At 69.9% G+C, this 20,614-nt stretch carries 19 protein-coding genes and 2 CRISPR repeat arrays; of the genes, 9 read left to right on the forward strand and 10 right to left on the reverse strand.

Annotation, left to right across the window (positions count from 1 at the left end):
• Positions 1-353: 353 nt before the first annotated feature.
• The 10 genes from cas2e to ACWDR4_RS27060 all read right to left on the reverse strand — a co-directional run bounded on the left by cas2e (position 354) and on the right by ACWDR4_RS27060 (position 12,984).
• Positions 354-716, reverse strand: a complete 363-nt coding sequence (gene cas2e, locus ACWDR4_RS27015) for a type I-E CRISPR-associated endoribonuclease Cas2e (RefSeq protein ID WP_450412461.1) — start codon at positions 714-716, stop codon at positions 354-356.
• Positions 713-1,690, reverse strand: a complete 978-nt coding sequence (cas1e, locus tag ACWDR4_RS27020) for a type I-E CRISPR-associated endonuclease Cas1e (RefSeq protein WP_450412462.1) — start codon at positions 1,688-1,690, stop codon at positions 713-715. Before cas1e ends, cas2e begins: the two co-directional genes overlap by 4 nt.
• A complete protein-coding gene (gene cas6e / locus ACWDR4_RS27025; protein ID WP_450412464.1) occupies positions 1,687-2,475 on the reverse strand; it encodes a type I-E CRISPR-associated protein Cas6/Cse3/CasE in 789 nt (262 codons plus the stop codon). Before cas6e ends, cas1e begins: the two co-directional genes overlap by 4 nt.
• Positions 2,475-3,266 (reverse strand): type I-E CRISPR-associated protein Cas5/CasD, encoded by a 792-nt coding sequence (cas5e, locus tag ACWDR4_RS27030; RefSeq protein WP_450412466.1) that lies wholly within the window; start codon positions 3,264-3,266, stop codon positions 2,475-2,477. The genes cas6e and cas5e overlap by 1 nt, the downstream gene beginning before the upstream one ends.
• A complete protein-coding gene (gene cas7e, locus ACWDR4_RS27035) occupies positions 3,263-4,516 on the reverse strand; it encodes a type I-E CRISPR-associated protein Cas7/Cse4/CasC (protein ID WP_450412467.1) in 1,254 nt (417 codons plus the stop codon). The genes cas5e and cas7e overlap by 4 nt, the downstream gene beginning before the upstream one ends.
• Positions 4,513-5,199, reverse strand: a complete 687-nt coding sequence (casB, locus tag ACWDR4_RS27040) for a type I-E CRISPR-associated protein Cse2/CasB (RefSeq protein WP_450412468.1) — start codon at positions 5,197-5,199, stop codon at positions 4,513-4,515. Before casB ends, cas7e begins: the two co-directional genes overlap by 4 nt.
• Positions 5,196-6,992, reverse strand: coding sequence for a type I-E CRISPR-associated protein Cse1/CasA (gene casA, locus ACWDR4_RS27045; protein ID WP_450412530.1), 1,797 nt, complete (start codon positions 6,990-6,992; stop codon positions 5,196-5,198). The genes casB and casA overlap by 4 nt, the downstream gene beginning before the upstream one ends.
• Positions 6,985-9,897, reverse strand: coding sequence for a CRISPR-associated helicase Cas3' (gene cas3, locus ACWDR4_RS27050; protein ID WP_450412470.1), 2,913 nt, complete (start codon positions 9,895-9,897; stop codon positions 6,985-6,987). Before cas3 ends, casA begins: the two co-directional genes overlap by 8 nt.
• A gap of 236 nt (positions 9,898-10,133) precedes the next feature.
• Positions 10,134-10,894: a CRISPR direct-repeat array (repeat unit 29 nt; unit sequence CTGCTCCCCGCACCCGCGGGGATGGTCCC).
• 270 nt (positions 10,895-11,164) lie between these two features.
• Positions 11,165-11,704: a GNAT family N-acetyltransferase gene (locus ACWDR4_RS27055; RefSeq protein WP_450412472.1), complete on the reverse strand. Its 540-nt coding sequence runs from the start codon at positions 11,702-11,704 to the stop codon at positions 11,165-11,167.
• Positions 11,701-12,984, reverse strand: a complete 1,284-nt coding sequence (locus ACWDR4_RS27060; protein WP_450412473.1) for an XRE family transcriptional regulator — start codon at positions 12,982-12,984, stop codon at positions 11,701-11,703. Before ACWDR4_RS27060 ends, ACWDR4_RS27055 begins: the two co-directional genes overlap by 4 nt.
• A 233-nt stretch (positions 12,985-13,217) precedes the next feature.
• On the opposite strand from ACWDR4_RS27060, the gene ACWDR4_RS27065 reads away from it, so the two are divergent.
• The 9 genes from ACWDR4_RS27065 to ACWDR4_RS27105 all read left to right on the forward strand — a co-directional run bounded on the left by ACWDR4_RS27065 (position 13,218) and on the right by ACWDR4_RS27105 (position 20,330).
• Positions 13,218-13,664 carry an ATP-binding protein gene (locus tag ACWDR4_RS27065; protein ID WP_450412475.1) on the forward strand — a complete coding sequence of 149 codons (447 nt, stop codon included), beginning with the start codon at positions 13,218-13,220 and terminating at the stop codon, positions 13,662-13,664.
• Between the two features lie 134 nt (positions 13,665-13,798).
• Positions 13,799-14,815, forward strand: a complete 1,017-nt coding sequence (locus ACWDR4_RS27070) for a radical SAM protein (protein WP_450412477.1) — start codon at positions 13,799-13,801, stop codon at positions 14,813-14,815.
• Positions 14,812-15,447, forward strand: a complete 636-nt coding sequence (locus ACWDR4_RS27075) for a dTMP kinase (RefSeq protein WP_450412479.1) — start codon at positions 14,812-14,814, stop codon at positions 15,445-15,447. The genes ACWDR4_RS27070 and ACWDR4_RS27075 overlap by 4 nt, the downstream gene beginning before the upstream one ends.
• On the forward strand, positions 15,440-15,940 hold the full coding sequence (locus tag ACWDR4_RS27080) for a hypothetical protein (RefSeq protein ID WP_450412480.1): 501 nt from the start codon (positions 15,440-15,442) through the stop codon (positions 15,938-15,940). Before ACWDR4_RS27075 ends, ACWDR4_RS27080 begins: the two co-directional genes overlap by 8 nt.
• Positions 15,937-16,731: an STM4013/SEN3800 family hydrolase gene (locus tag ACWDR4_RS27085; RefSeq protein ID WP_450412482.1), complete on the forward strand. Its 795-nt coding sequence runs from the start codon at positions 15,937-15,939 to the stop codon at positions 16,729-16,731. Before ACWDR4_RS27080 ends, ACWDR4_RS27085 begins: the two co-directional genes overlap by 4 nt.
• A gap of 19 nt (positions 16,732-16,750) precedes the next feature.
• Complete coding sequence (locus tag ACWDR4_RS27090; protein WP_450412484.1) at positions 16,751-17,194, forward strand: NUDIX hydrolase; 444 nt, start codon at positions 16,751-16,753, stop codon at positions 17,192-17,194.
• Between the two features lie 161 nt (positions 17,195-17,355).
• Positions 17,356-17,799 carry an NUDIX hydrolase gene (locus ACWDR4_RS27095; protein ID WP_450412486.1) on the forward strand — a complete coding sequence of 148 codons (444 nt, stop codon included), beginning with the start codon at positions 17,356-17,358 and terminating at the stop codon, positions 17,797-17,799.
• 55 nt (positions 17,800-17,854) lie between these two features.
• Positions 17,855-18,019 (forward strand): hypothetical protein, encoded by a 165-nt coding sequence (locus ACWDR4_RS27100; protein WP_450412488.1) that lies wholly within the window; start codon positions 17,855-17,857, stop codon positions 18,017-18,019.
• Positions 18,020-18,140: 121 nt separating this feature from the next.
• A CRISPR array of direct repeats spans positions 18,141-19,023; the repeat unit is 29 nt; unit sequence CTGCTCCCCGCACCCGCGGGGATGGTCCC.
• A gap of 95 nt (positions 19,024-19,118) precedes the next feature.
• Positions 19,119-20,330, forward strand: coding sequence for an ABC transporter substrate-binding protein (locus ACWDR4_RS27105; protein WP_450412490.1), 1,212 nt, complete (start codon positions 19,119-19,121; stop codon positions 20,328-20,330).
• The last annotated feature ends 284 nt before the right edge of the window (positions 20,331-20,614 follow it).

Raw genomic sequence — 20,614 nt, forward strand, 5'->3', positions numbered from 1 at the left:
GGTCGGGGCTGTCTCCCACCCGCCTTGGGCGGCCCCTCGGGACCAGCTCCCTTACCGGTGCCGGAGCACTTCTCCGGCACCGGGTACTCCCGTATCCGCAGCACTTCTGTGGGGGGCATCCCCGCGGGTGCGGGGAGCAGTCGGTGCGCACAAGGATCGTGATCGTCGTGCTGGGGGCATCCCCGCGGGTGCGGGGAGCAGGGGGTGCTGTGCTCCATGCCGCTGAGCTTCTGGGGGGCATCCCCGCGGGTGCGGGGAGCAGACTGTATGACCTGGTGCTTTAGCTCAGGCGAGATCGGTTCCGGAGTACTTTCGCCGAGCCTGACAAATAACCTGTATCTCCATAATTTCCCTCACCCTCTGCCAAACCGCCGCCGTCTAGCCGCCCCGCTCCACCCCGAAGGCGCAGAAGTCGGTCGGCTCGCCTCCGTTGACGGAGGTTTCGGATCAGGTCGTTGGATCAGCGTTGCCCCGTCGTAGTCGACGGGGTGCCACGCATGATCGTGCGTCAAGAAGGTGAAGCCCTGTTCGGAGTTGGTCGTGTGGGCCAGTAGGGCGCGCCCCTGGTCCGCGCACTGCTGGACTTCCTGCCACAGCACCTCGCGGATGCGGGCCGACGGATTGCCCACGAACACGCCCGCCGAGATTTCCAGCAGCCAACGCGTGAGGAAGCCCCGGAGTCCCGCCGGGCAATTGGTGAGGACGATGACGGTCACCAGCTCACCCGTTCGTAATCGTCCGACGGGCCGTCGTAGTTGAAGCCGGAGGGGACTTCGCGGCCACCATCGCTCTGGAGCGTGACCACGTCCCGGTCGGCGCCAGGGTCCGAGTCCGTCGCCCCAACCTCTCCCGGCAGCAGCAAGTGCTTGATGTCCTCCACGCAGCGTTCCAGCAGCGAGGTCTCGTTGATGCGGTCACGCAACGCTCGGCGCGTGCGTGGGCCCGTGTCCTCCTCGTCCTCTGCCGCGACGTCGAAAGCCAGTGGGATACCGATCTCCGTCTTGTAGAGGTCCGCGATGTCCAGCACGAAGGACAGTTCATGGCCTGAGTGGACGAAGCCGAGCGCTGGGCTGCAGCCCAGCGATGTGACGACGGCGTGGGCGATGCCGTACATGCACTGTGCTGCCGCCGTGATGGCCTGGTTGACGGCGTCTCCGGTGGTGAAGTCGCCGGGGGTGTACTGGCGGCCACGCCAGGGGACGCCCGTTCGGGCGGCCTGGGCGCGGTAGCAGTCCTTGACCCGGCGTCCCTCGTGGCCCAGGAGTTCGTGTCGGGTCAGGCCGGCCGGGTCCTCGTCGGGGAAGCGGAGCCGGTACATCGCGCGGGCCACGGCGAGGCGGCTGCGTGCATTGGCCCACTGGCGGGCCTGCGCTTCCATGAGGGCCGAGGAGCGACTGAGGGCGCGGCCTGACGCGTAGTACCGCACACCTCGCTCACCGACCCAGCACACGGCCGCTCCCGTTTCGCCGAGGACGCTCATCGCCTGGTGGGTGATGCGCGTCCCCGGGCCGAGCAGGAGCGTGCCGATGGTCGCCGACGGGATGTGAGTGGTGCCTTCGGCGTCCTGGGCGGTGATGGCGTTCGCGTCCCGGTGGACGGTGCATCGCTCCAGGTAGATGAAGGAGATGCGGTCGGCGGCGCGGGTGAGTTGTCGCGGCGTCAGTGCGGCGCGCTGGGAGATCGTGGTCATGGTGCCTGGCGTGGGGTGAGGGGTGCCAGGGTGAGGAGGCCGCAGCCGTACGCCTTGGCCCGGCCTATGCCCTGGGTGAGCGTGCGGCGCAGAGCATCGGGGTCGGTGACTTCGAGCCGTCCGTCGAAGGTGACGGCGACGAGGGTGACCGACCGGCTCTTCCGCTGCCCGTCCGTACCCCTCGACTTGTCGAAGGAGAGGCCCTTGTGGTCGCGGACAGACAGCTCGTACCGGTCGCCGTGGTGCTCGTGTTTGCCCTGGTGCGTCGTACCGCCGGGCAGCAGCCGCTTGCCGTCCGCCTTCTCCAGGATGCGGAAGCCGCACTGCTCCTGGCGGTCCAGCAGCCAGCCCATCTGGTGTACGGGGGTGAGATGGGCGGTGATTTTGCGGGGCTCGGCGGCGTTGCGGCGGGTGGTGTGCACCGGGTTGGCGGTGAGCCGGAACGCCCAGCGGTCTCCCTGGGACAGCTTGTCGAGGAGCGGCCCGTAAGGCCTGGTCTGCCAGCCGGGTGTCTGGGGATCGGCTGCCGCCGCCGCGGGCCAACCCGCCTGTTCTACCAGGTGGGTCAGGTCGGGGCGGTCGGGGCTGACGACGTACAGCAGCACCTGGGCACGGGCCTCGTGGTCCAGGCGCCACAGCACCCGCGGTGCGTCCGGGGTGGGCACATCGGTGGGCAGCAAGGTGGGGAACGAGGACATGACGGCCGCGTGCAGGGCCTGCGGCGAGGACAGTAGACGGCGGGAACCTGGCCGTGCGGTGTTCACGCGGAAGCGGGTGAGGAACATCAACTGCTCTCCTCCTCCAGAGCATCGGGCAGAGTGTCGGGCGGGGCATCAGGCAGGGCGTCGAACGGGTCGTGCCGCGTGACACCCACCGGAACGCGCGCCACCGGCACCGGTACAGGCACCGTGGTCGTGACGACGGTGCGCAGGGCGTGGCGGCGGTGTGCGGCGGCGAAGCTGAGCGGCTGGTCGCGCAGGGTGTCGGCGGCGGCGTACTCGTCACCGGCTGCCGCCTCCCGCAGTACCGTCAACGGCTCCCGCGTACGCGATCGGTGCCGTCTGCGATACCAGGCGGACGCCTGCCACGGCACCTCTCGGAGTACGTCCTCCAGCCGTGTGCCCTCGTACAGGCCCAACTCGATCCGTTCGGCGGGCGGGCAGGAGCGACGGCCGAGAAAGGGCGGGTACGCCGGGGACCTGAGCGCCTCGTACAGCTGCACGAGCAACGCGCCCTCGCCCTCGACCGCCGCGACGAACACGGCGTCCGCGAGGTAGTAACGCTCCGACAGCGGCATCGACTTGCCGGTGACACCGTGGTGCGCGGTCTGGAAGTCCCTGATGCGGGTGCCGGGTTGGTCGATGCGTACGCCGAACCGCAGGGCGGCCAGGGGCGCGAGCGCGGTGTCGTCGCCGCGCTCGATTCCTGCCGCGGCGGCGAGCAGGCCGATGACGCCGCTCTTGGTGGGGGCGGACTCGGTCGTACGGCGGGTGAAGCGGGAGGAGGCACCCCAGGACTGGAGGGGGCCCGCCAGCCGCAGGGCGAGCACGCTGTTGCCCACGGCCCTGCTGCTCACGCGGGCTTCTCCAGCCGTTCGGTGACGGCGCGGCCCACCGCCGTGACCAGCTCGCCCAGGGTGTCGGACTCCGTACCGAGGTCGGCGAGTTTGAGGGTGTTGGGACCGACGCGCAGCACCCAGGTGAGGGTGGACTCCTGGTCGCCGTAGGCGCGTTCGATGTCCGGAATGTAGGCGGCGAGCCGGTCGGAGGCCTCCCGTACATGGCCGCCCTGGTCGCCGCGGACGGGTTCCTCGAAGGCGGCGACGAAGCTGATCGGGCGGGTGGTGCGGAGCTTGACGACGACGGCGTCGGGCAGGGTGTGGTGGCCGAAGGTGTTGATCTTTCCGGTGGGGAGGGAGGCGACGAAGCTGTGCACGAACGCCTCGACCGCCCTGCGCACCGGTTCGTTCCTCGGTTCGTCGTCCCGCAGTCCCTGGCCGAGGTTGGCGGCGAGCTGGTGGACGCCGAGAGCGGCGTAGCGGTAGAGGGTTGCGGAGTTGAAGTCGACGGTGCCGATCATTCCGGCGCCGGTCTCCTCCTCGGTGTTCTCGTCGTCGACGGCCGTGTAGTAGTCGGACTCGTTCTCCACCCGGTGGACGCTGATGGCGTGGGCGACCTGCACTGCCGCGTCGACGTTGAAGTCGGCGGCGTCGGCCACCATCCGGCCGAAGAGAGCGATGTCGACGGAGTGGCGGCTGTCCGCGATCTCCTTGGCCCGGTCCTTGTTCGCCTTCTCCCTGAGGAACGCCGTGATGTCGGCGGCACCGTCGAGAGCGAGGCGGGCCAGACCGTCGAGCTGGCGGGCGCTGAGGAAGACCAGGTACTTCGCCTCGGGCGCCGGGGCGTCTGCGGATGCCGTACCCGTTCCATCGGCCGTTCCCTTAGCGGCTTCCTTAGCGGCTTCCTTGGCGGCTTCCTTGGCCGCGTCGGCCTTCCGCTTGGGCACCTCGGTCTTCAGCCCGGTGGCCTTCACCGTCTCGTCGGCGAGCGTGAGGGCCGTCTCGCGGCTGAGGGCCGGATCGAGTGCGGTGATCCGCTGAGCGACGACTTCCACGACCTTCTTGGTCCGCACGCCGAGTTCGCTCGGTTCGAGCAGGTGCTCGTCGCCGAAGTACGTGCGGGTGGCCCGTTTCCACGCCTGGCTGGAGATCCGGGCGCGCGGCACGCCACCGTACACAGCCGTCTTCGGTGCGCCCGTGTCGTCGCGGTTCAGGTTGCTGGGCGGGACGGTCTGCAGAGCGTGTACGTCCAGGAAGATGCGGTTCACGGGGCGTCCTTGTCGCTGTCGTCGGGGCTCTGGCCAGGGATCTGTGCGGTCTGTTCCTGGTCGGGGCGGAAGGCGTGGAAGGAACGGCCCCACTCGCGGCGGACGACGGCGGCTCCGTCGGGCCACTGCCACTGGTAGAGCTGTCCGGCGAGCAGGCCGTAGTCGAGGGGGACGTCCGCGCGGCGCAGCAGGACGACCAGGTCACGCAGTCGCTGGGACAGGGCGGTCAGGTCCGGTGCGGTGCCTGCGCGGACCAGTCGCTTGAGGACGGGTTCGTCGATCGTGTCCGGCAGCATCAGGCGCCGTACGGCCGCGCCCAGTCCGGTCGGCCGCTGGTAGGTGTGGGGTCGGTGCATGCGTACGCCTCGGGACTGCTGGTGCAGCGCCCAGAGGGTGAGGGCCGCGTGCAGGGCGTCCTCCGCGCGGACGAGTTCCTCCTCGCCGAGCGGCCGGACGCCGTCGACGCGGGCGTGCAGCGGTGAGGTGTCGACCAGCGCCCACAGGTCGGGCAGGTCACCTGCGTCCCGGCCCGCGCCACGGCGCAGCCGGGCGAGCGCGGCGACGTCCTTGGAGCTGTCCCTCAGATAGCCGTTCTGCCACGGTGTGATGCGCGCCGCGGCCAGCTCGGCGACCCGAGTACGGACCGAACCGACCGTGGACGAGGCTGTGGTGGTGATGGTCATACGGGTGCCTCCGTGCCGGTCGTGGAAGGGACGCGGTCTTCTTCGCTGCTGGGCGGACCCGGCCGGGGCAGGTCTGGCCGGAACGGGTCTGGCCGGGACATGTCCACGGCGTCGCGCTCACCGCGGTCGAAGGGGTGGCCCAAGACCTTGACCAGGCGCGCGCGGAACCATTTGTCGGCCAGGTCGGCGTTGAGCCACAGCGCACCCTTCTTGTCGGTGACCGTCATGCCCTGCCAGGCGGCGTCACCCGCCTCCGCGACGAGACGGTTCCCGAGGCCGCCGACGATGCCGTGGACGTCGCGCTGCCATGCGCTGCGCCGTTCGAACGGGTCGTCGGCGCCGGCCAGGGCGGCAATCCAGGTGCGGTACTGGTGTTCCAGTGCGGTGAACCCGAGTTCGCGTGCCGCGGAGCGCGCCCCCTCGCCCTCGGAGCCGGTGGCACGGGCGAGGTCGGTGGCGAGGTCGCCGAGCGCCCGTACGGCCAGGTCCGCGTCCTCGGCGGCACCGATCGCCTGCCGCGCGTACGTACGGTCCTGGCGGTGGAGCAGTACGACGGGCATGGTGAGCCGGTCGTCGGCGATCTCGTCGATCACGGACTGCTGGGTCCCGTACTTGGCGCCGATGACACGGGCCCGGATGAGGAAGTCCCGTGGCAGTTCCCCCTCGGTGACCAGGCGGGCGACCCACTCCAGGATTCCGGGACGCAGGTAGGGGGCGGCTTCCGTGCCCTGGACGGTCTCCGAGCGGTCGGCGACCAGGGAGGCGATGCCTCGCCAGGCCGAGCGGGCGGGGTCGTGCTCCCGGGGCAGATAGACCGGCGACCGGCGCAGCTTTTTCTCCTGGGCCGGGCTGCGCCGCCATGCGGTCATCGGCTCGCGGCGGTGCATGTTCCGGGAGGCGAGCGGGTCGCCGTAACCGAGGACGACGCCGGTGACGGTGCCCTCGTCGTCCTTGTCGTCCTCGTCGTGGCGGAGTTCGTGATGGAGGCGCAGTCGGCGCGTCTGCCAGGTGTACAGGTCGCGCAGTCCGGTGGGCGCGCGTTCGGCTCCGCCGGGAGGGCTCGGTTCGCGGCGCCAGGCCGGCCGGTCGTCCGCCGTGAAGTCGAAGGCGTCGGTGTCGGCAGCCACGAGATTCAGCAGCAGTGTCTGGCGGAGGTTGTCCCCTTCGGCGAAGACGCCACCGAGGCCACCGGCCCATCCCGTGCCGAGCGGATACACCTTGCCGCTCTTGACCCGGTCGTCGCCCACGACACCGGACTTGATGCCGGAGGTGTCGTAGGCGTGGGCGTGGACGACCCAGCGGGCGGCCTCGGCGAAGGTGAGCCGTTCGACGGTGGGCATCCGCGCGGTGAAGAAGGGCTCCCCATTGGGTACGTCCGCCACGATCCGGTTGAGTGAGAAGACCTCGTCCTTCGCCGTCCGCAGTCCGGCGGTCTGGAAGAACGGGGTGGCGGGGTGGAGCAGGTCGAGGCGCTCGCGGTGCGCGTCCAGATAGGCCTCGACCGGCGCGAAGCACTCCGGGTCGGCCCAGAGTTCGCCCCAGGTCTCGATGTCAGGGGGGCCGTCGAGGGCGTCGTGGGCGACGGCCAGCAGCAGGCGTAAGAGGGCGAACTCCTGGGTGGCCAAGTCCCCCGCGAGGCGCCGCACTTGGCGAGCCTCGGCGAAGACCTGCCGCAGCGACAGCTCGTGCTGCGAGCCGTCGCACAGGAGGACCCCGATCCACGGCTGGTCCGTAAGGTCGAACGACGGAACGCACGGAACATCGGCCGCGCTGCCGAGGAGCAGTTCATTCATTTCGTTCACGGGTCACCTCCAGACCGTCCGATCGGCTGTACCGGAGTTCAAAGCCTGCCAGGTGGGTCTGACAATCCTCATCGAGCGCAAGAATCAGCTGGTCAGCGAGCCAGGGACTGTCCTTGCCCTGCCAGGCGGGCACATACAGCTGCTCCAGTTGGGCGATGGCCTGGTCGAGGGTCTCGGCGTACGAGAACTGGATGGGCAGCCGCAGCCCGCAACTCGCCGCCGCACGAGCCGCGAACGACGTGGGCGCCTGCTCCTGCGGCAGTTCGAGCCCAGCGCGCGGCCGTCCCTTCCGGTCCGCCTCCAGCCACGGCAGGGTGACGAGAGCGCCATCGGCCCGCCGCTGTACGACGACGACCTCCAGGCTCTCGCGGCTGTCGCGGACCTGGGCGCGCCCCGCCCGGGTGTCGTCGGCGTCGCCGACCCCGGCCGCCACCCACCCGAACAACGGCCGCCCGGGCCGCTGGACTTCGCCGAGCCGGAACACGGCCGCCCGCTCGGCCTGATCACCCCGGTGCCGTTCGAACCGCACGCGCGCGTGCTCCAGGGCCGGCGCCCAGTGCTCAGGGACGGCCGGGGCCTCGGCGTACGCGCCCTGCACGAGCGGACTGATGTCGTCGGGCAGCAGTACGGGGCGTTGTGGCCCACCGTCGAGATGCGGCAGCAGGACGGCAGCCGAGCGCAGCAGCGCGTAAGCCCCGTACACGGCGACCGAACCGCGCACCGGAGCGGGTACGTCCGCGTCCCAGTCGGCACCGGTGAGGAGACATCGGGCCGCGCGCAGCCGTACGGGCCGCTCCCCGCGCTGGTGACGGTGCAGTCGGCCCATACGTTGCAACAGCAGGTCCACGGGGCACAGATCGCTGACGAGGAGGTCGAAGTCGACGTCCAGCGACTGCTCGGCGACCTGACTGGCCACCACGATGTGCCGACGCTCAGGCCTCCCCGTGGCCTTGCCCGGCGGACCGAACCGCCGCAGCAGATCACGGTCCTTGGCCGCCCGGTCGACGTCGACGAAGCAGGAGTGGGCGACGGTGACGTCCTCGTCGCCGAACCTCTCCCGCAGCACACGGGCGGTCTCCAGCACGCGCTTGACTGTGTTCCGTACGACGAGAACGCACCCGCCGTCCACCAGCTCGGCTTCGAGTCGATCGGCCAACGCCTCCGGGCTGTCCGCAAGGCGCTCCAGCCGAACGTCCGTCGTACGGCCCGAGGCAGCGGGCGCACGCGCGACGGGGGTACCGCCGGGCACGACAGCGGTGAGCAGCGGATACGCGCCGTCCGGCGAACTGTCGGTCTGTGTGCCGCCCTTCCCGGAGTATGCCTCGACCAGTTGGCGCCGGCGCGCGGCGGGGAGCGTCGCGGACAGCACGACCACGGGGACCCGGTAGGCGCCGAGCCAGGCGAGCACCCGGTCGAGGTAGACGCTCATGTAGGTGTCGTAGGCGTGCGCTTCGTCGATCACGACGACTTTGCCCGCGACGGCCAGATGGCGAAGGGCAAGGTGACGGCTTTTCAGCCCGGCGAAGAGCAGTTGGTCGACGGTGCCGACGACGAAGGAGGCGAGCATCGCTTTCTTACGACCGCGCAGCCAGGCGTGTGCCACCAACTCGGCGCCCGCGAACGACACGTCTGCCCCCGGCCGCCGGGGCATCGTCGCTGCTGGGGCATCGACATCGACGGCCGCAACCCGGCCGCCACTGGCCAACAGCCCCGCGAAGTCCTCGTTGAGGGCGGCCTTGGAGTGAGCCAGGTGGACGGAGTGCCGCGAGCCTCGACCGAACGGCAGCCGCTCCAACCACTCCAGTAATCGGGGAAACATGGCATTGCCGGTTGCCATCGTCGGCAACGCGAAGAACACCCCGCCGGCTCCCGAACGGGCCGCGAAGACCTCGGCGACGGCAAGCGCCGCCTCAGTCTTCCCCTCCCCCATCGGCGCCTCGATGACCATCAGCCCGGGCGCATCCATCTCCCGGGCGAGGTCCACCGCGGCCTCCTGAACAGGCCGCACCTTGGCCTCCGCAGGGAGCCCGAACCGAGCGGCGAACAGCTCGTCGATATCCCCACCCGGCGCCTCCGCGCGCCAAGGCGCCGGCAGATCGAGCCCACGCCAAGCGGCGGCGAGCCGTTCCTCACCACTACGGGAGGCGGCGTCGGGAAAGTAGGGGAAGAGGTCGGGATTGCTGGCGATCCAGTCGGAGACGATGACGAGAGCGGTGAGCAACACCTGCGCGGGCTGCGGCAACTTGACCGCCCGCCACGCCTGAAGCCTCTCCTCCACGCCAAAGCGCTCGGCGCAGGCATCGAGCAACTCGGCCTGGACGCGCCGCCACACCGCGTTGCTCGGCCCCGGGGTACGCAGCAACTCGTCATGCCCGTAAAGGGCCTTGATCTGCCCGTTCTCCGGTGGCACCCCATGATGCCCGCCCACGGCGACGGTGAACTGCCCGGTCTGCTTCGGCAGCCACCCGTACCGCTCCTCCAGCCACTCACCGAGCAGCACCTGCCCGGCCAGCCCGTGCGGCGCCAGCCGCCGATCGGTCCCCATGGCCTCACGGGACCGCATGTCGAGCCCCTTTTCCCGCATGACATCGGCGAGTTGATCGACCTGGCAGGCGAAGGAGGGGGTGGCCTTACCGATGTCGTGCACTCCGGCAAGCCAAACGGCAAGGATGCGCCCGTCTGCTTCGCCACGGGGCAAGGCTTCACCGACCAAGCGCCGCACGCTGTCGGGCAGCCACTGGTCCCAGAGGAGACCGGCAACAGCAGCGGCATCCTCCATGTGCCGCCACAACGGCAACCAGCCGTCGGCATCCCGATCATGCTTCGCCCACACCGACCGTGCTGGTGCGTGAAGCCGCGACAGCAGGTCGGCGCGGGGAACTTCCCTACGCGTCATATGAGATGCCTACACGCAGGTCGGGGGGTTGGCGGGCGGATTCGGGGAATCGGGCGTGATGCGCGTCCGATGTGGCTGTACGGGGCACTATGGGCAGGCTGGAGGCTTACGATGGCTTGTTTACTACCGGGCGGCGCGACTCCGAGAGAGGCAGGCGCGGGATGCCCTATTTGCCGGAATCGGTGAAAGTGCGCGAAATCGTGCTCCCAGAGCGATAAACCCGCAGCTCAGCCAGTCTGCTCCCCGCACCCGCGGGGATGGTCCCTGCACGCGGCGGCCGACGACCGCCTTCTCCGTCTGCTCCCCGCACCCGCGGGGATGGTCCCCCACACGTCCGTAGGCACCCTGTCCTCGTCCGCTGCTCCCCGCACCCGCGGGGATGGTCCCGGCTGCGAGATCTGATCCTGGAACGACCACCGCTGCTCCCCGCACCCGCGGGGATGGTCCCGGCCGAAGCCCCGACGGGGATGTCGGGGCTTCCTGCTCCCCGCACCCGCGGGGATGGTCCCGAGAACGAGACCGCGGTCGCCGAACTTTCGGACTGCTCCCCGCACCCGCGGGGATGGTCCCGCCAGCAGAACCGCGTGCTTCTGGCCCGTCTGCTGCTCCCCGCACCCGCGGGGATGGTCCCTGCCCAGACAGATCCTCCAGGACGTTCTGGAACTGCTCCCCGCACCCGCGGGGATGGTCCCGTATCCGGGTCCTGTGTGGTGGCGGGGTGACACTGCTCCCCGCACCCGCGGGGATGGTCCCTTCGCCATCACCCGAAGCCCGACGTTCGCGGCCTGCTCCCCGCACCCGCGGGGATGGTCCCGACGAAGAGCTGAAGGAACAGGGCCTGAAGGTCTGCTCCCCGCACCCGCGGGGATGGTCCCGCCTCGACCGCAGCGAAGGCCACAGCCAAGGCCTGCTCCCCGCACCCGCGGGGATGGTCCCGCGCCGCCGACCGGTGGCTCCGCGAAGCCGGACTGCTCCCCGCACCCGCGGGGATGGTCTCCCTGCCCCCGGAATACCGCCGGCCCCGCCCGCCTGGCCAAGATCCGGTCCGACACGAACTGCTCCCCGCACCCCGTGGGGATGCCACGGCCTGGTTGTCCATGGCGAAGGCGACGAACTGCTCGCCGCACCCGCGAGGATGGCCCCGGTCAGGGCCGCGCCCTGGACGTGGACACCACCTGCTCCCCGCACCTAGGGGGGATCGCCCCTGCTGCTCGCGCTGACCGTGCCGATTCAGCGGTTGCTCCCCGCACCCGCGAGGGCGTATAGCTCAGCCAGCAACCCGAATCATCACCGTAAGAACCGGCGAAGCCGCCGACGGCTGGCTCTTCCCCAAGTCCTCGTATCCCCACGACCGATAGAGCGCGTGCACCTTCCCGTCCCCCGCCGCCGAGTTGACCATGAGCGTCACATACGGCTCGTCGCGTGTGGCGAGGAAGGCGTCGTGGATGCGCCGGGCGGTCCCCGTGCCCCGCCACCGGGTGCGTACGCCGATCTCCTTCAGGGCCACAGCCGGGCGCTTGGTGTATTCGTCCGCCGGAGCCGGTTCCGTGCGCTGCCAGTACCGGTCCCCGTGCTCGATGGTGTTGCCATAGACGTAGCCGACTGGATGCCCGTCCGCGTACGCGAGCACAGCCCCGAAACCCGGTTCGGTGGCGTGTCGGTCCAGGCGTTCGCCGAATGCGGTGACCGCGTAGTTCGGCAGGTGGAGCAGCGGGGCGCGTACGTCGGCGTATACGTCGAGGAGGTCGCCGCGGGCGGTGTCGAGGGTGGTGAACGTGCGCAGTTCAATGGCGGGCGCCGTGGTCATGCGGTCATCCTCCAGGTGGCGGCGTGCTCGGTCCAGGTCTGCACGGTGGTGCTGCTGGGTGCGGTGGCGCGCAGCGCGGCCCCGAATTCCTGCAGCATGCGCGCTACCCGAGCGTGTTGAGTCGCGGCGTCGGCGGGGACCTTCATCGCGGTGGCCGTGGCGGTGTCAGCGTCGCCCTGGGCGAGCTGGGCGTGTGCCAGCCGGGTGGTCGTGATGGCCCGGGAGCGGACCATGTGGGGTCGGAGGGCGGATAGGCAGCGGTGGGCGTGGTATTCGGCGGTGGAGTGGTCGCCGAGTGCCAAATACGCCGAGAGAGCCAGGGAGTCCAGCTCGGCCTGGTCGTAGAAGGCGAGCATCCACACCGGGCGGTAGTCGGCGGGGTCGGCGCGCAGCATCGCGTCCTGCGCCTGCTCGAACGCACGGCGGGTGCTGGTGCGGTCCTGCGCCGACCCGTGAATGGCCGCCTGCCGGGCCAGACCGAGGGACGCGAACAAGGGGTCGCGCCGCGTGAGGTGCAGGTTGCGCGCAACATCGTTCGCAGCAAGCGCATCAGCAGGGCGCCCCATGTGCCGGTACATGGTCCCCGCGTGACTCCAGATACGGAACTTGATCGCCTGGTCGCCGGACATCTCGGCGAGGGCCTGCGCCTCGCGCATGTGCATCTTCGCGACGTCGTAGCGGCGGCCGTCGATCGCCGCCCACATCGCCGAGGAGCGGAACGAGGCCGCGCAGGCATACAAGTTGCCGCGTACCCGCTGGCTGGCGCTGCCGGCGTTCTGAAGGTTCAGCGCCTCGTCTGCGAGCGCGGCGGCCCGCTGCTCGATGCCGAGTTGGCCGCCGTGTCGGTGGTCGCTGGCGACGATCTCGCCGAACCGGTGCTGCAGGCGGTCGACATCACCCATGCCGATACGGCGGGGTCCCGCGGTGCCGGGGACGGCTGCTGCGGCGGCGGCAGCGGCGATGCCGCCGACGAGCGTACGGCGCTTCATTTCGAGGTCCTCCTGCTGCCATGGGGCTGGGGTGGACGGAGTCCGACCCCGTGGCACGAACCCTAAAGCCGTGGCGGGCAGGCCGGTGATGTCCTCAAGGGCCTTGCGGGTAGCCGATTTGGGCCACCGCACCCGGCCTGCCTTCCAGGAACGGATCGACGACCCGTCCAGGCCGCCGGTCCGCCCGGTCAGCCGCTCTACGGCCGTATTCACCGCGTCCGCAAGGGAGTTGGAGCTGTATCCGTGCTCGTTCATCCACGCCTCAAGAACGGTGTTGCGTGTGATGCCCATGTACGCACGGTAGCCGCACGCCCCTTCATCCGTCAGGTAAAGGCGAGGTCAAAACGCCCTAGGTCTCTTCGTCGAGCACCCACCTGACCGCCCTAACCAGCTTGCTGCGAACGGGAGTTGTCTGGTCACTGGTCGCCCGTCACCTCCGTGCGGGCGGCTGTTGACGGCCCGGCCCGCCCCTGAGTCCGCCGAGGGGACGGCCGGGCGCCGAGACAACGACGAGGGCTCCACCAATGACGAGTCTCAGTACGCCAGTTCAGGCCGCCCCGATCGGGCCACCGGCCTACAGCCAGACCTTCCCGTGCGAGCCGAGGACGGCCGCGATAGGCCGCAAGCTCGTCCGTGACGCCCTCGCCGTATGGCACCTGAACGGCCTCGCCGACCCCGCCGCGCTGATCATCTCGGAGCTGATCGCGAACGCCTCCAGACACACACCGTGCCACTCGATCCGCCTGCTCGTCCGGAGGCCGAGTACGGCACGGGTACGCGTCGGCGTGGTGGACCGGGCGCCCTCGCGCCTGCCGGTGCTCGGCTCGGCCGATGTCGGCGGCGAGTCCGGCCGCGGTCTGCTCCTGGTCGACGAACTCGCGGACCGCTGGGGCTACGACCTGCGGGGCTCCGGCAGGCGCCCATGGGGCAAAGAAGTGTGGGCCGAACTCCTCGCCGAGGCCGACCGGTGACCGTACAGCCCTCGGCGCTCCCGCCCCTCCCGGGACCTCCGTCCCGTCCGGCCGCGTCGCCGCCGGACGGGCAGCCACCAAACCAGAAGTGCACCCACAGCCAAGAAGTGCACCTGCGGAAGGAACCCCAAGCCATGACCATTCCGCTCCCGAAGACAGCCGTGGACTGGACCGCACTGCAAAACTTCGCCATGCTGCGCGGCCAGCTCAGGGTCTCGCTGACCCCGAAGTGCAACGAGAAATGCTGGTTCTGCCACAACGAGGGAGACGTCCCACCGCCCTTCACGCACCTGTACCGCGATGTGCTCCCCCGCGAGCGCGAGATGACCGCCGAGGACTTCCTGAACGTCCTGGGCGGCCTGATGAACGCGGGGCTCAAGCGGGTGTACTTCACCGGTGGGGAACCCCTCTTGTCGCCCCTGGCCCGGCCGGTCCTCACCCAACTCCCCGCGCACGGCCCGGACACGACGTACACCCTGATCACGAACGGAACCCTGGTCCGTACGCATCAGGAATGGCTCTCCACGACCGCCCTGGACAAGGTGAAGGTCTCCCTCCACTACTTCTCGGGCGAGTCGCTCAAAGCCATCGCGAATACGCGCATCGGTATCGCGACCATCCTCGACGGGATCGAGGCGGCCCGCGAGATGTTCGAGCGAGTGGAACTGAACACGCTCGTACAGCGGGAGAACGAACACGAGCTGCCCGACATCCTGGCCTTCGCTCTCGACCGGCGCCTGCCCGTGCAGTTCATCAAGCTGGTGGACACCGACTTCAACACCGGCCGCAAGGGCTCCGCGATCGGCGCCAAGGGCATCATCGATCACCTGCGTACGCTGACCAGCGACGAGGAGGTCGAGATCTCCGGGGTCGGGCAGGGGCGGCGGATCTTCCGTATCGACGGCGTCGAGATCGACGTCATCCACCGTGAACTCGGGCGCCACCACGTCGGCCAGTGCGGCACCTGTCCCGTCAAGTCCAAGTGCGTGGAAGGGTTCTGGTCCCTTCGCGTCGACCACGCCGGCGGAGTGCAGCCCTGCCTGCTGCGGGACGACCTCCGCATCGACATCCGGCCTCTGCTGGCTGATCCGGAGCAGATCCCCGCGATCGTGGCCCAGCACGTCTCCGCCTTCACCGAGGGCACTCTGTGACTCCCCTGCGCGGCCCGTACACACCCGAGACCGATGGATACCAGGGGCCGTTCGTGGTCCTGGAAGGCGTCTCCGGGGTCGGGAAGTCGACGCTTGCCCGCCTGTTGACCAAGCAGCTCGGAGCCACGGTGATCCACACCCTCACCGATCCGCACACCGGCTGGTCCGGCACGGTCAACCGGGAGCTTCGGCCGCTTCCGCAGTTCGCCTTCTACCTGTCCGGTCTTCTGCATGTCACCGACGTCGTACGGCAGGCCCTCAAGATGGGGCCAGTGGTCGCGGACCGTTACGTCGCCTCGGTCATGGCCTGTCACGCGGCCGTCAACCGCGTCGGCCTGGACCAGGTGCAAGAACTGACAGCCCCGTTCCTGCCGTACCTCGTGACGCCGGACGCCACCTTCTACCTGGTCGGCTCCGACAGCTCGTTGAAAGAACGGGTGGGCACCAAGACGGACGTAAAGCAGGACGACACCGACCTGTTCGACGTCCCCGGCCGCCTCGCCAGGCTCCGGGAGAACTTCCGAGCCGTCGCCGACACGGACCCCACCGCAGTCACGCTCCCCACCGACGGCCGCAGCCCGGCCGATCTGGCCGACATCATCGTCAAGCATCTGGAGGCCGGGCGTGCTTAACCCGATCGACAGCGATGCCGTCATCCGCGACGGCCGCATCTCCGGCGCGTTCCCGGGCCAGATTCACGAGGGCGTGGCCTGGTGGGTCGCCGCCTGCTTCGTCGTGATCAGCCAGGCCCGGCAGCTGGCCGTGGCCCACGACGAGCACCCCACCACGGCCGAGTTCCACCAGCGGTTCTGCCGGGGGGCCATCAACGCCGAGCACTGGGGCTGCCAGGTCGCCAGCCTCGGCACGGCCGACGAAGTCCAACTCCTGCACGCCATGAAGGAACTCGGGGGCGTCCCCGGAGCCTTGCTGACCACGACCGACAGCGGCGGCGACCGGCAGACGATCACGATCCGCCTCTACGACGCGGACGGCCGGCCGGTCACCGAGGACACGGGTCTGGCCAGGGTACGCAGGATGATCGCCTCCGATCGGGTTCCCATCCCGGTCAACGACCAGGCCAAGGGCAACATCACCGAACGCCGCGACTTGGTGGAGGCACTGTGATCGACGCGACCGAGGCCATCCGAAGCGGCACCAGCATCCTGTTCGTCACCCTGGACTCCCTGCGCCACGACGTCGCCCGCGCAACCCTGCACGCCGGTCAGACGCCGCACCTGGCCAAGGCCCTGCCGGGCGGATTGTGGGAGGAACGCCGTACCCCCGGCACCTTCACCCTCCCCGCCCACATCGCCTTCTTCTCCGGCTTCCTCCCCAAACTCCCGCAGCCCGTACAGCCGCCACGGCTGTGGGAGTGCCGCCCGCCCACGTTCAAGACCGTTGCCCCGGGCACGTTCGTCTTCGACGCCCCGAACCTCCTCACCGGGCTCTCCCAGCACGGATACCGCACCGTGTGCATCGGCGGCGTGACCTACTTCTCGCGGGAGACGCCCCTCGGGTCGGTACTGCCCGACATGTTCGACGAGGACCACTGGCGGCCCGAGTTCTGCTCCCCTGAGCCCGACTCCACGCGCCACCAGGTCGACCAGGCCCTGACCATCGCCGACCAGCACACCGACCGGCCGCTGTTCCTGTTCGTCAACGTCTCCGCCACCCACGTCCCCCACGGTCACTACACCGGCGACAGCGCCGACTCCTGGCAGTCCCAGGCCGCGGCACTCGCGTACGCGGACGAACACCTAGGTCGCATGATCGACGGGCTCACCGGCAAGAAGAGATGGCTGATCATCATGTGCGCCGACCACGGAGACGCCTTCGGTGAGGACGGCTACCACGGCCGCGGCATCGCTCATCCGACCGTGCTGAACGTGCCGTTCGCGGCCTGGCTGTCGGAGTAGGCGGCTACGCTCCCGGGCCATGACCGACACATCCCGGCCGGAGGCTGTGCGCGACGCCTCCGTGATCGTGGCCCGAGACGCGGACGGCACGGTCGCCGTCCTGGCTGCCGAGTTCCCTCTGCACGGCGGCGAGTACGTGTTCCTGCCCGGGGGACGCAGAGAGCACGGCGAGACACCGGAGGAGTGCGCGCGCCGCGAACTGCGCGAGGAAGCAGGCGTCACCGCCCGGACCTGGCAGTCCCTCGGCTCGTACGCCATCACCTTGAACTCCGCCGCCCGCATCCACCTCTTCCTGGCCGAAGGCCTCACCTGCGGCCCACAGCAACTCACGCCCAGCGAAGAGGACTTCAAGCTCCTGTGGTGGCCGATGCCCGACGCGATCCGAGCCGCCACCGAGGGCCGGTTCCTTCTTCAAGGGGGCCCGTTGGCACTCCTGCTCGCCCAGCAGGCCACCACAACCTGACAGGAACGAATCCCCGATCCCGTCCCACCTGAGGAGCATGGGGGCGCTGCTCCTCGAAACGAGGACAGCACGCCAACGGCCGTAGCAGGCCGACTCGCCGATGCCATCCCGCCGCTACCGCCAGCGTCGGCCGTCGGCCCACCCGACAATCCCCCGGAGCCATGAACGCCCAACCCGCACAACCCATCATCGACACCCACGTCATCCTCCGCGACGGCGACAAGATCCTCATGTCGCAGCGCGGCAGCCCCTACGGCCGCTACCGGTGGCACATGCCTTCGGGAAAGCTCGACAAGGGCGAGCCCCTGAGCGTCGGCGCGGCCCGGGAATTGTTCGAGGAGACGGACGTCACCGTCGACCCAGCTCACCTTCGCCTCGTACACGTCGTGCATCACCATCAGGATGGTGATGGCGAGCGGATCGGCTTCTTCTTCGAGGCCACGGAGTGGGAGGGCGTGCCTCACAACAGGGAACCCGAGAAGTGCCTCGCCCTCGAATGGTTCCGCGTGGACGAACTGCCCGACGACATCATCGAGTACCCCGAAGCCGGGCTGCTCGGCTACCTGAACTGCGTCAACAGCCTTAGCGAGCACGGCTGGCAGTAGCTCTCGACGCCGTTTACCGCCTGGCTGTCGAAGTAGGCGGCTACGCTCCCGGGCCATGACCGGCACATCCCAACCGGAGGCTCTGCGCAACGCCTCCATGATCGTGGCCAGAGACGTGGACGGCACGGTCGCCGCCCTGGCCGCCGAATTCCCCGAATCGAGCGCAGTGTGCGTCCGCAGCCATACAGCGCGCTTCGGACATGCTGGACGCATACGATGACTTGACTACTGCCGGACAGCGCCACTCCAAGAGAGGCGGGCACCGAATGCCCCATTTGCCAGAATCGGCGAAAGTGTGCGAAACCCAGCTACCAGAGCGATAAACCCGCAGCTCAGCCAGTCTGCTCCCCGCACCCGCGGGGATGGTCCCCTCGACGCCGCCCTCCGCCGCAGCCTCTTCGCCTGCTCCCCGCACCCGCGGGGATGGTCCCGAAGAATGTGGTGTTCTGGGTGGTGTCGTCGTCTGCTCCCCGCACCCGCGGGGATGGTCCCTCGCCGAGGCCCAGCGTCGGGTCGCCCGTATGCTGCTCCCCGCACCCGCGGGGATGGTCCTACCGGTTGGTGGGCTGGCCCTCCGCCACGGCGCTGCTCCCCGCACCCGCGGGGATGGTCCCTTCTCGTACCCGGCGGTGATGCGGCGCAGCGTCTGCTCCCCGCACCCGCGGGGATGGTCCCGCCCTACGCGTCCTCTACCGGGACGACGTCGACTGCTCCCCGCACCCGCGGGGATGGTCCCCCGCCGCGCGACCTCGACGATGGTGGCCGGGCCTGCTCCCCGCACCCGCGGGGATGGTCCCTGAGTACGCCCCGGGAAAGGCAGCCCGACGCTCTGCTCCCCGCACCCGCGGGGATGGTCCCGCCAGCACCCGGTCCGTCTCCATCACCCGCTCCTGCTCCCCGCACCCGCGGGGATGGTCCCGCCAGCACCCGGTCCGTCTCCATCACCCGCTCCTGCTCCCCGCACCCGCGGGGATGGTCCCACCGAGACCACGCTCATTCACCGGGGCTTGCGCTGCTTCCCGCACCTGCGGGGATGGTCCCACCCTTCGCTCCCCGGGCAGAACGGTGACCCGCTGCTCCCCGCACCCGCGAGGATGATCCCGAGCATGGGATAGCCCGGATCTGTGCGGTCATCTGCTCCCCGCACCCGCGGGGATGGTCCCAGCCGCCGTTCGCCCCGTGGCTGGGGTTCTGCCTGCTCCCCGTACCCGCGAGGATGCCCCCCGTGAGATCGATGACGGGTCCGGGAGGGCGGTCATGACCGCCACTCTGCGATCCGGCAAGCTGCAACCTGATCGTCGAACGGGAGATGCCGACGCATGAATACGCCACCATCGACACCTGGTGCGGAGCGAACCGGCAGATCATCCGTCTCGGCCATCCAGCTCGGCGTTCTCGTCCCGCTGACCCCGCCCGGCTGGGTCGAGGCCGGTCGGCAGCTGCTCGCCGGGCTGGAGCTGGCCGTTCGCGACGTCAATGACGCCGGTGGCGTCGGTGGCGTCGGTGGCGTCGGTGGCGTCGGTGGCGTCGGTGGCGTCGGTGGAAGGCCGCTCGAGTTGGTGGTTCGGGACACCGCCGCCGATCCGCAGCGGGCCGTCGCGGCCGTGGACGAGCTGGCTCGGCTGGGCGTGGCTGCGCTCGCCGGTGAGTATCACAGCGTCGTCGCCCGCGCCGCTGCCGGGCGGGCCGACGCCATCGGGCTGCCGTACCTCTGCTCGTCCTCGGTGCTCGACGCACTCACCGAGCAGCCGACGGAGTGGGTCGCGCGTCTCTCCCCGCCGCAGTCCCGTGGGTGGCAGGTCTACGCGGACTTCCTTCTCGGCGCGGGCCATCGCCGTATCGCCGTGGCAGTCCAGCCGAGCGTCTACTGGGCCGCCGGAACCCGCATTCTGCGGGACCATCTCGCCGCATACGACGGCACCCTCGTCGAACTCGAAGTCGGCGTGAGCGCGCTCAGCCCCACAGCCGTGTGCGATGCCCTCCTCGCCCATCGCGCGACCGCCCTCCTTCTGCTGGTCGGCCACCCGGAGCCCGCCGTGCCGATCGTCAAGGCCGTCCGCCGTGACCAGCGTCTCGGCGAGATCCTGATCGGTGCTCCGGCCGGGCAGCCGGAGTTCGCCGAATGGGCGGCGCTGCTCGGCGACGACGGCGCCGGGGTGCCGTTCCTGCGCTATCTGCCCGAGACCCTCACCCCGCTCGGTACGCGAGTCGAGAAGGTCCTGCGTGAGCAGTTGGGCGACGCGCCCTCCTTCGTCGCCTTCGAGGGCTACGACACGGTCGCCGTCCTCGCCGATGTGCTGCGTTCGCACGGGACGGACGGGACGGACAGGACGGACGACCGTACTCGTACGCGCATCGCCGACGCCTGGCCGCGCGTCGCCGTCGACGGCACCCGCGGGCAGATCCGGTTCTCGCGTACGCCAGGTATCAGCGTGTGGCAGTGGGCCTGGCCGCCGATCCAGGTCGTCGACCGGGATCCGGATCCGGATCTGGCGGCACCGGATCGCTTTCGGGTCCTTCACTCCGGCTGAGCAAGCCGGGCAACGCTCCCGCACCCACCTACGGACCCACCAAACCCCACCCGTCCCCCACACATCGACCCCAGCGTTTCGGCCATCCCCGCACCCGGGGTCGACCCGTACGCCCCAAGGGTCGATGCATCGGCCACGACACGCGCGTCGCGCGATCGTACGGAATCCGCTCCGTCTCAAATACGTGTGTTCGATATCGCGGCTGCCCTCGTTGACCCGTACGTCGTCAGTTGGTCTCGTTCACAACGACCGTGCAGGGGAGCGCAGTTGACATCCGTTGACGA

This window comes from Streptomyces sp. NPDC000878 (genome assembly GCF_053599695.1).

What these genes read in the sequence shown, in the direction of transcription:
- cas1e (WP_450412462.1), bottom strand. Translation starts at nt 1,690, where the DNA reads ATGACCACGATCTCCCAGCGCGCCGCACTGACGCCGCGACAACTCACC.
- cas6e (WP_450412464.1), bottom strand. Translation starts at nt 2,475, where the DNA reads ATGTTCCTCACCCGCTTCCGCGTGAACACCGCACGGCCAGGTTCCCGC.
- casB (WP_450412468.1), bottom strand. Translation starts at nt 5,199, where the DNA reads ATGACCATCACCACCACAGCCTCGTCCACGGTCGGTTCGGTCCGTACT.
- casA (WP_450412530.1), bottom strand. Translation starts at nt 6,992, where the DNA reads ATGAATGAACTGCTCCTCGGCAGCGCGGCCGATGTTCCGTGCGTTCCG.
- cas3 (WP_450412470.1), bottom strand. Translation starts at nt 9,897, where the DNA reads ATGACGCGTAGGGAAGTTCCCCGCGCCGACCTGCTGTCGCGGCTTCAC.
- ACWDR4_RS27055 (WP_450412472.1), bottom strand. Translation starts at nt 11,704, where the DNA reads ATGACCACGGCGCCCGCCATTGAACTGCGCACGTTCACCACCCTCGAC.
- ACWDR4_RS27060 (WP_450412473.1), bottom strand. Translation starts at nt 12,984, where the DNA reads ATGGGCATCACACGCAACACCGTTCTTGAGGCGTGGATGAACGAGCAC.
- ACWDR4_RS27065 (WP_450412475.1), top strand. Translation starts at nt 13,218, where the DNA reads ATGACGAGTCTCAGTACGCCAGTTCAGGCCGCCCCGATCGGGCCACCG.
- ACWDR4_RS27070 (WP_450412477.1), top strand. Translation starts at nt 13,799, where the DNA reads ATGACCATTCCGCTCCCGAAGACAGCCGTGGACTGGACCGCACTGCAA.
- ACWDR4_RS27090 (WP_450412484.1), top strand. Translation starts at nt 16,751, where the DNA reads ATGACCGACACATCCCGGCCGGAGGCTGTGCGCGACGCCTCCGTGATC.
- ACWDR4_RS27095 (WP_450412486.1), top strand. Translation starts at nt 17,356, where the DNA reads ATGAACGCCCAACCCGCACAACCCATCATCGACACCCACGTCATCCTC.
- ACWDR4_RS27100 (WP_450412488.1), top strand. Translation starts at nt 17,855, where the DNA reads ATGACCGGCACATCCCAACCGGAGGCTCTGCGCAACGCCTCCATGATC.
- ACWDR4_RS27105 (WP_450412490.1), top strand. Translation starts at nt 19,119, where the DNA reads ATGAATACGCCACCATCGACACCTGGTGCGGAGCGAACCGGCAGATCA.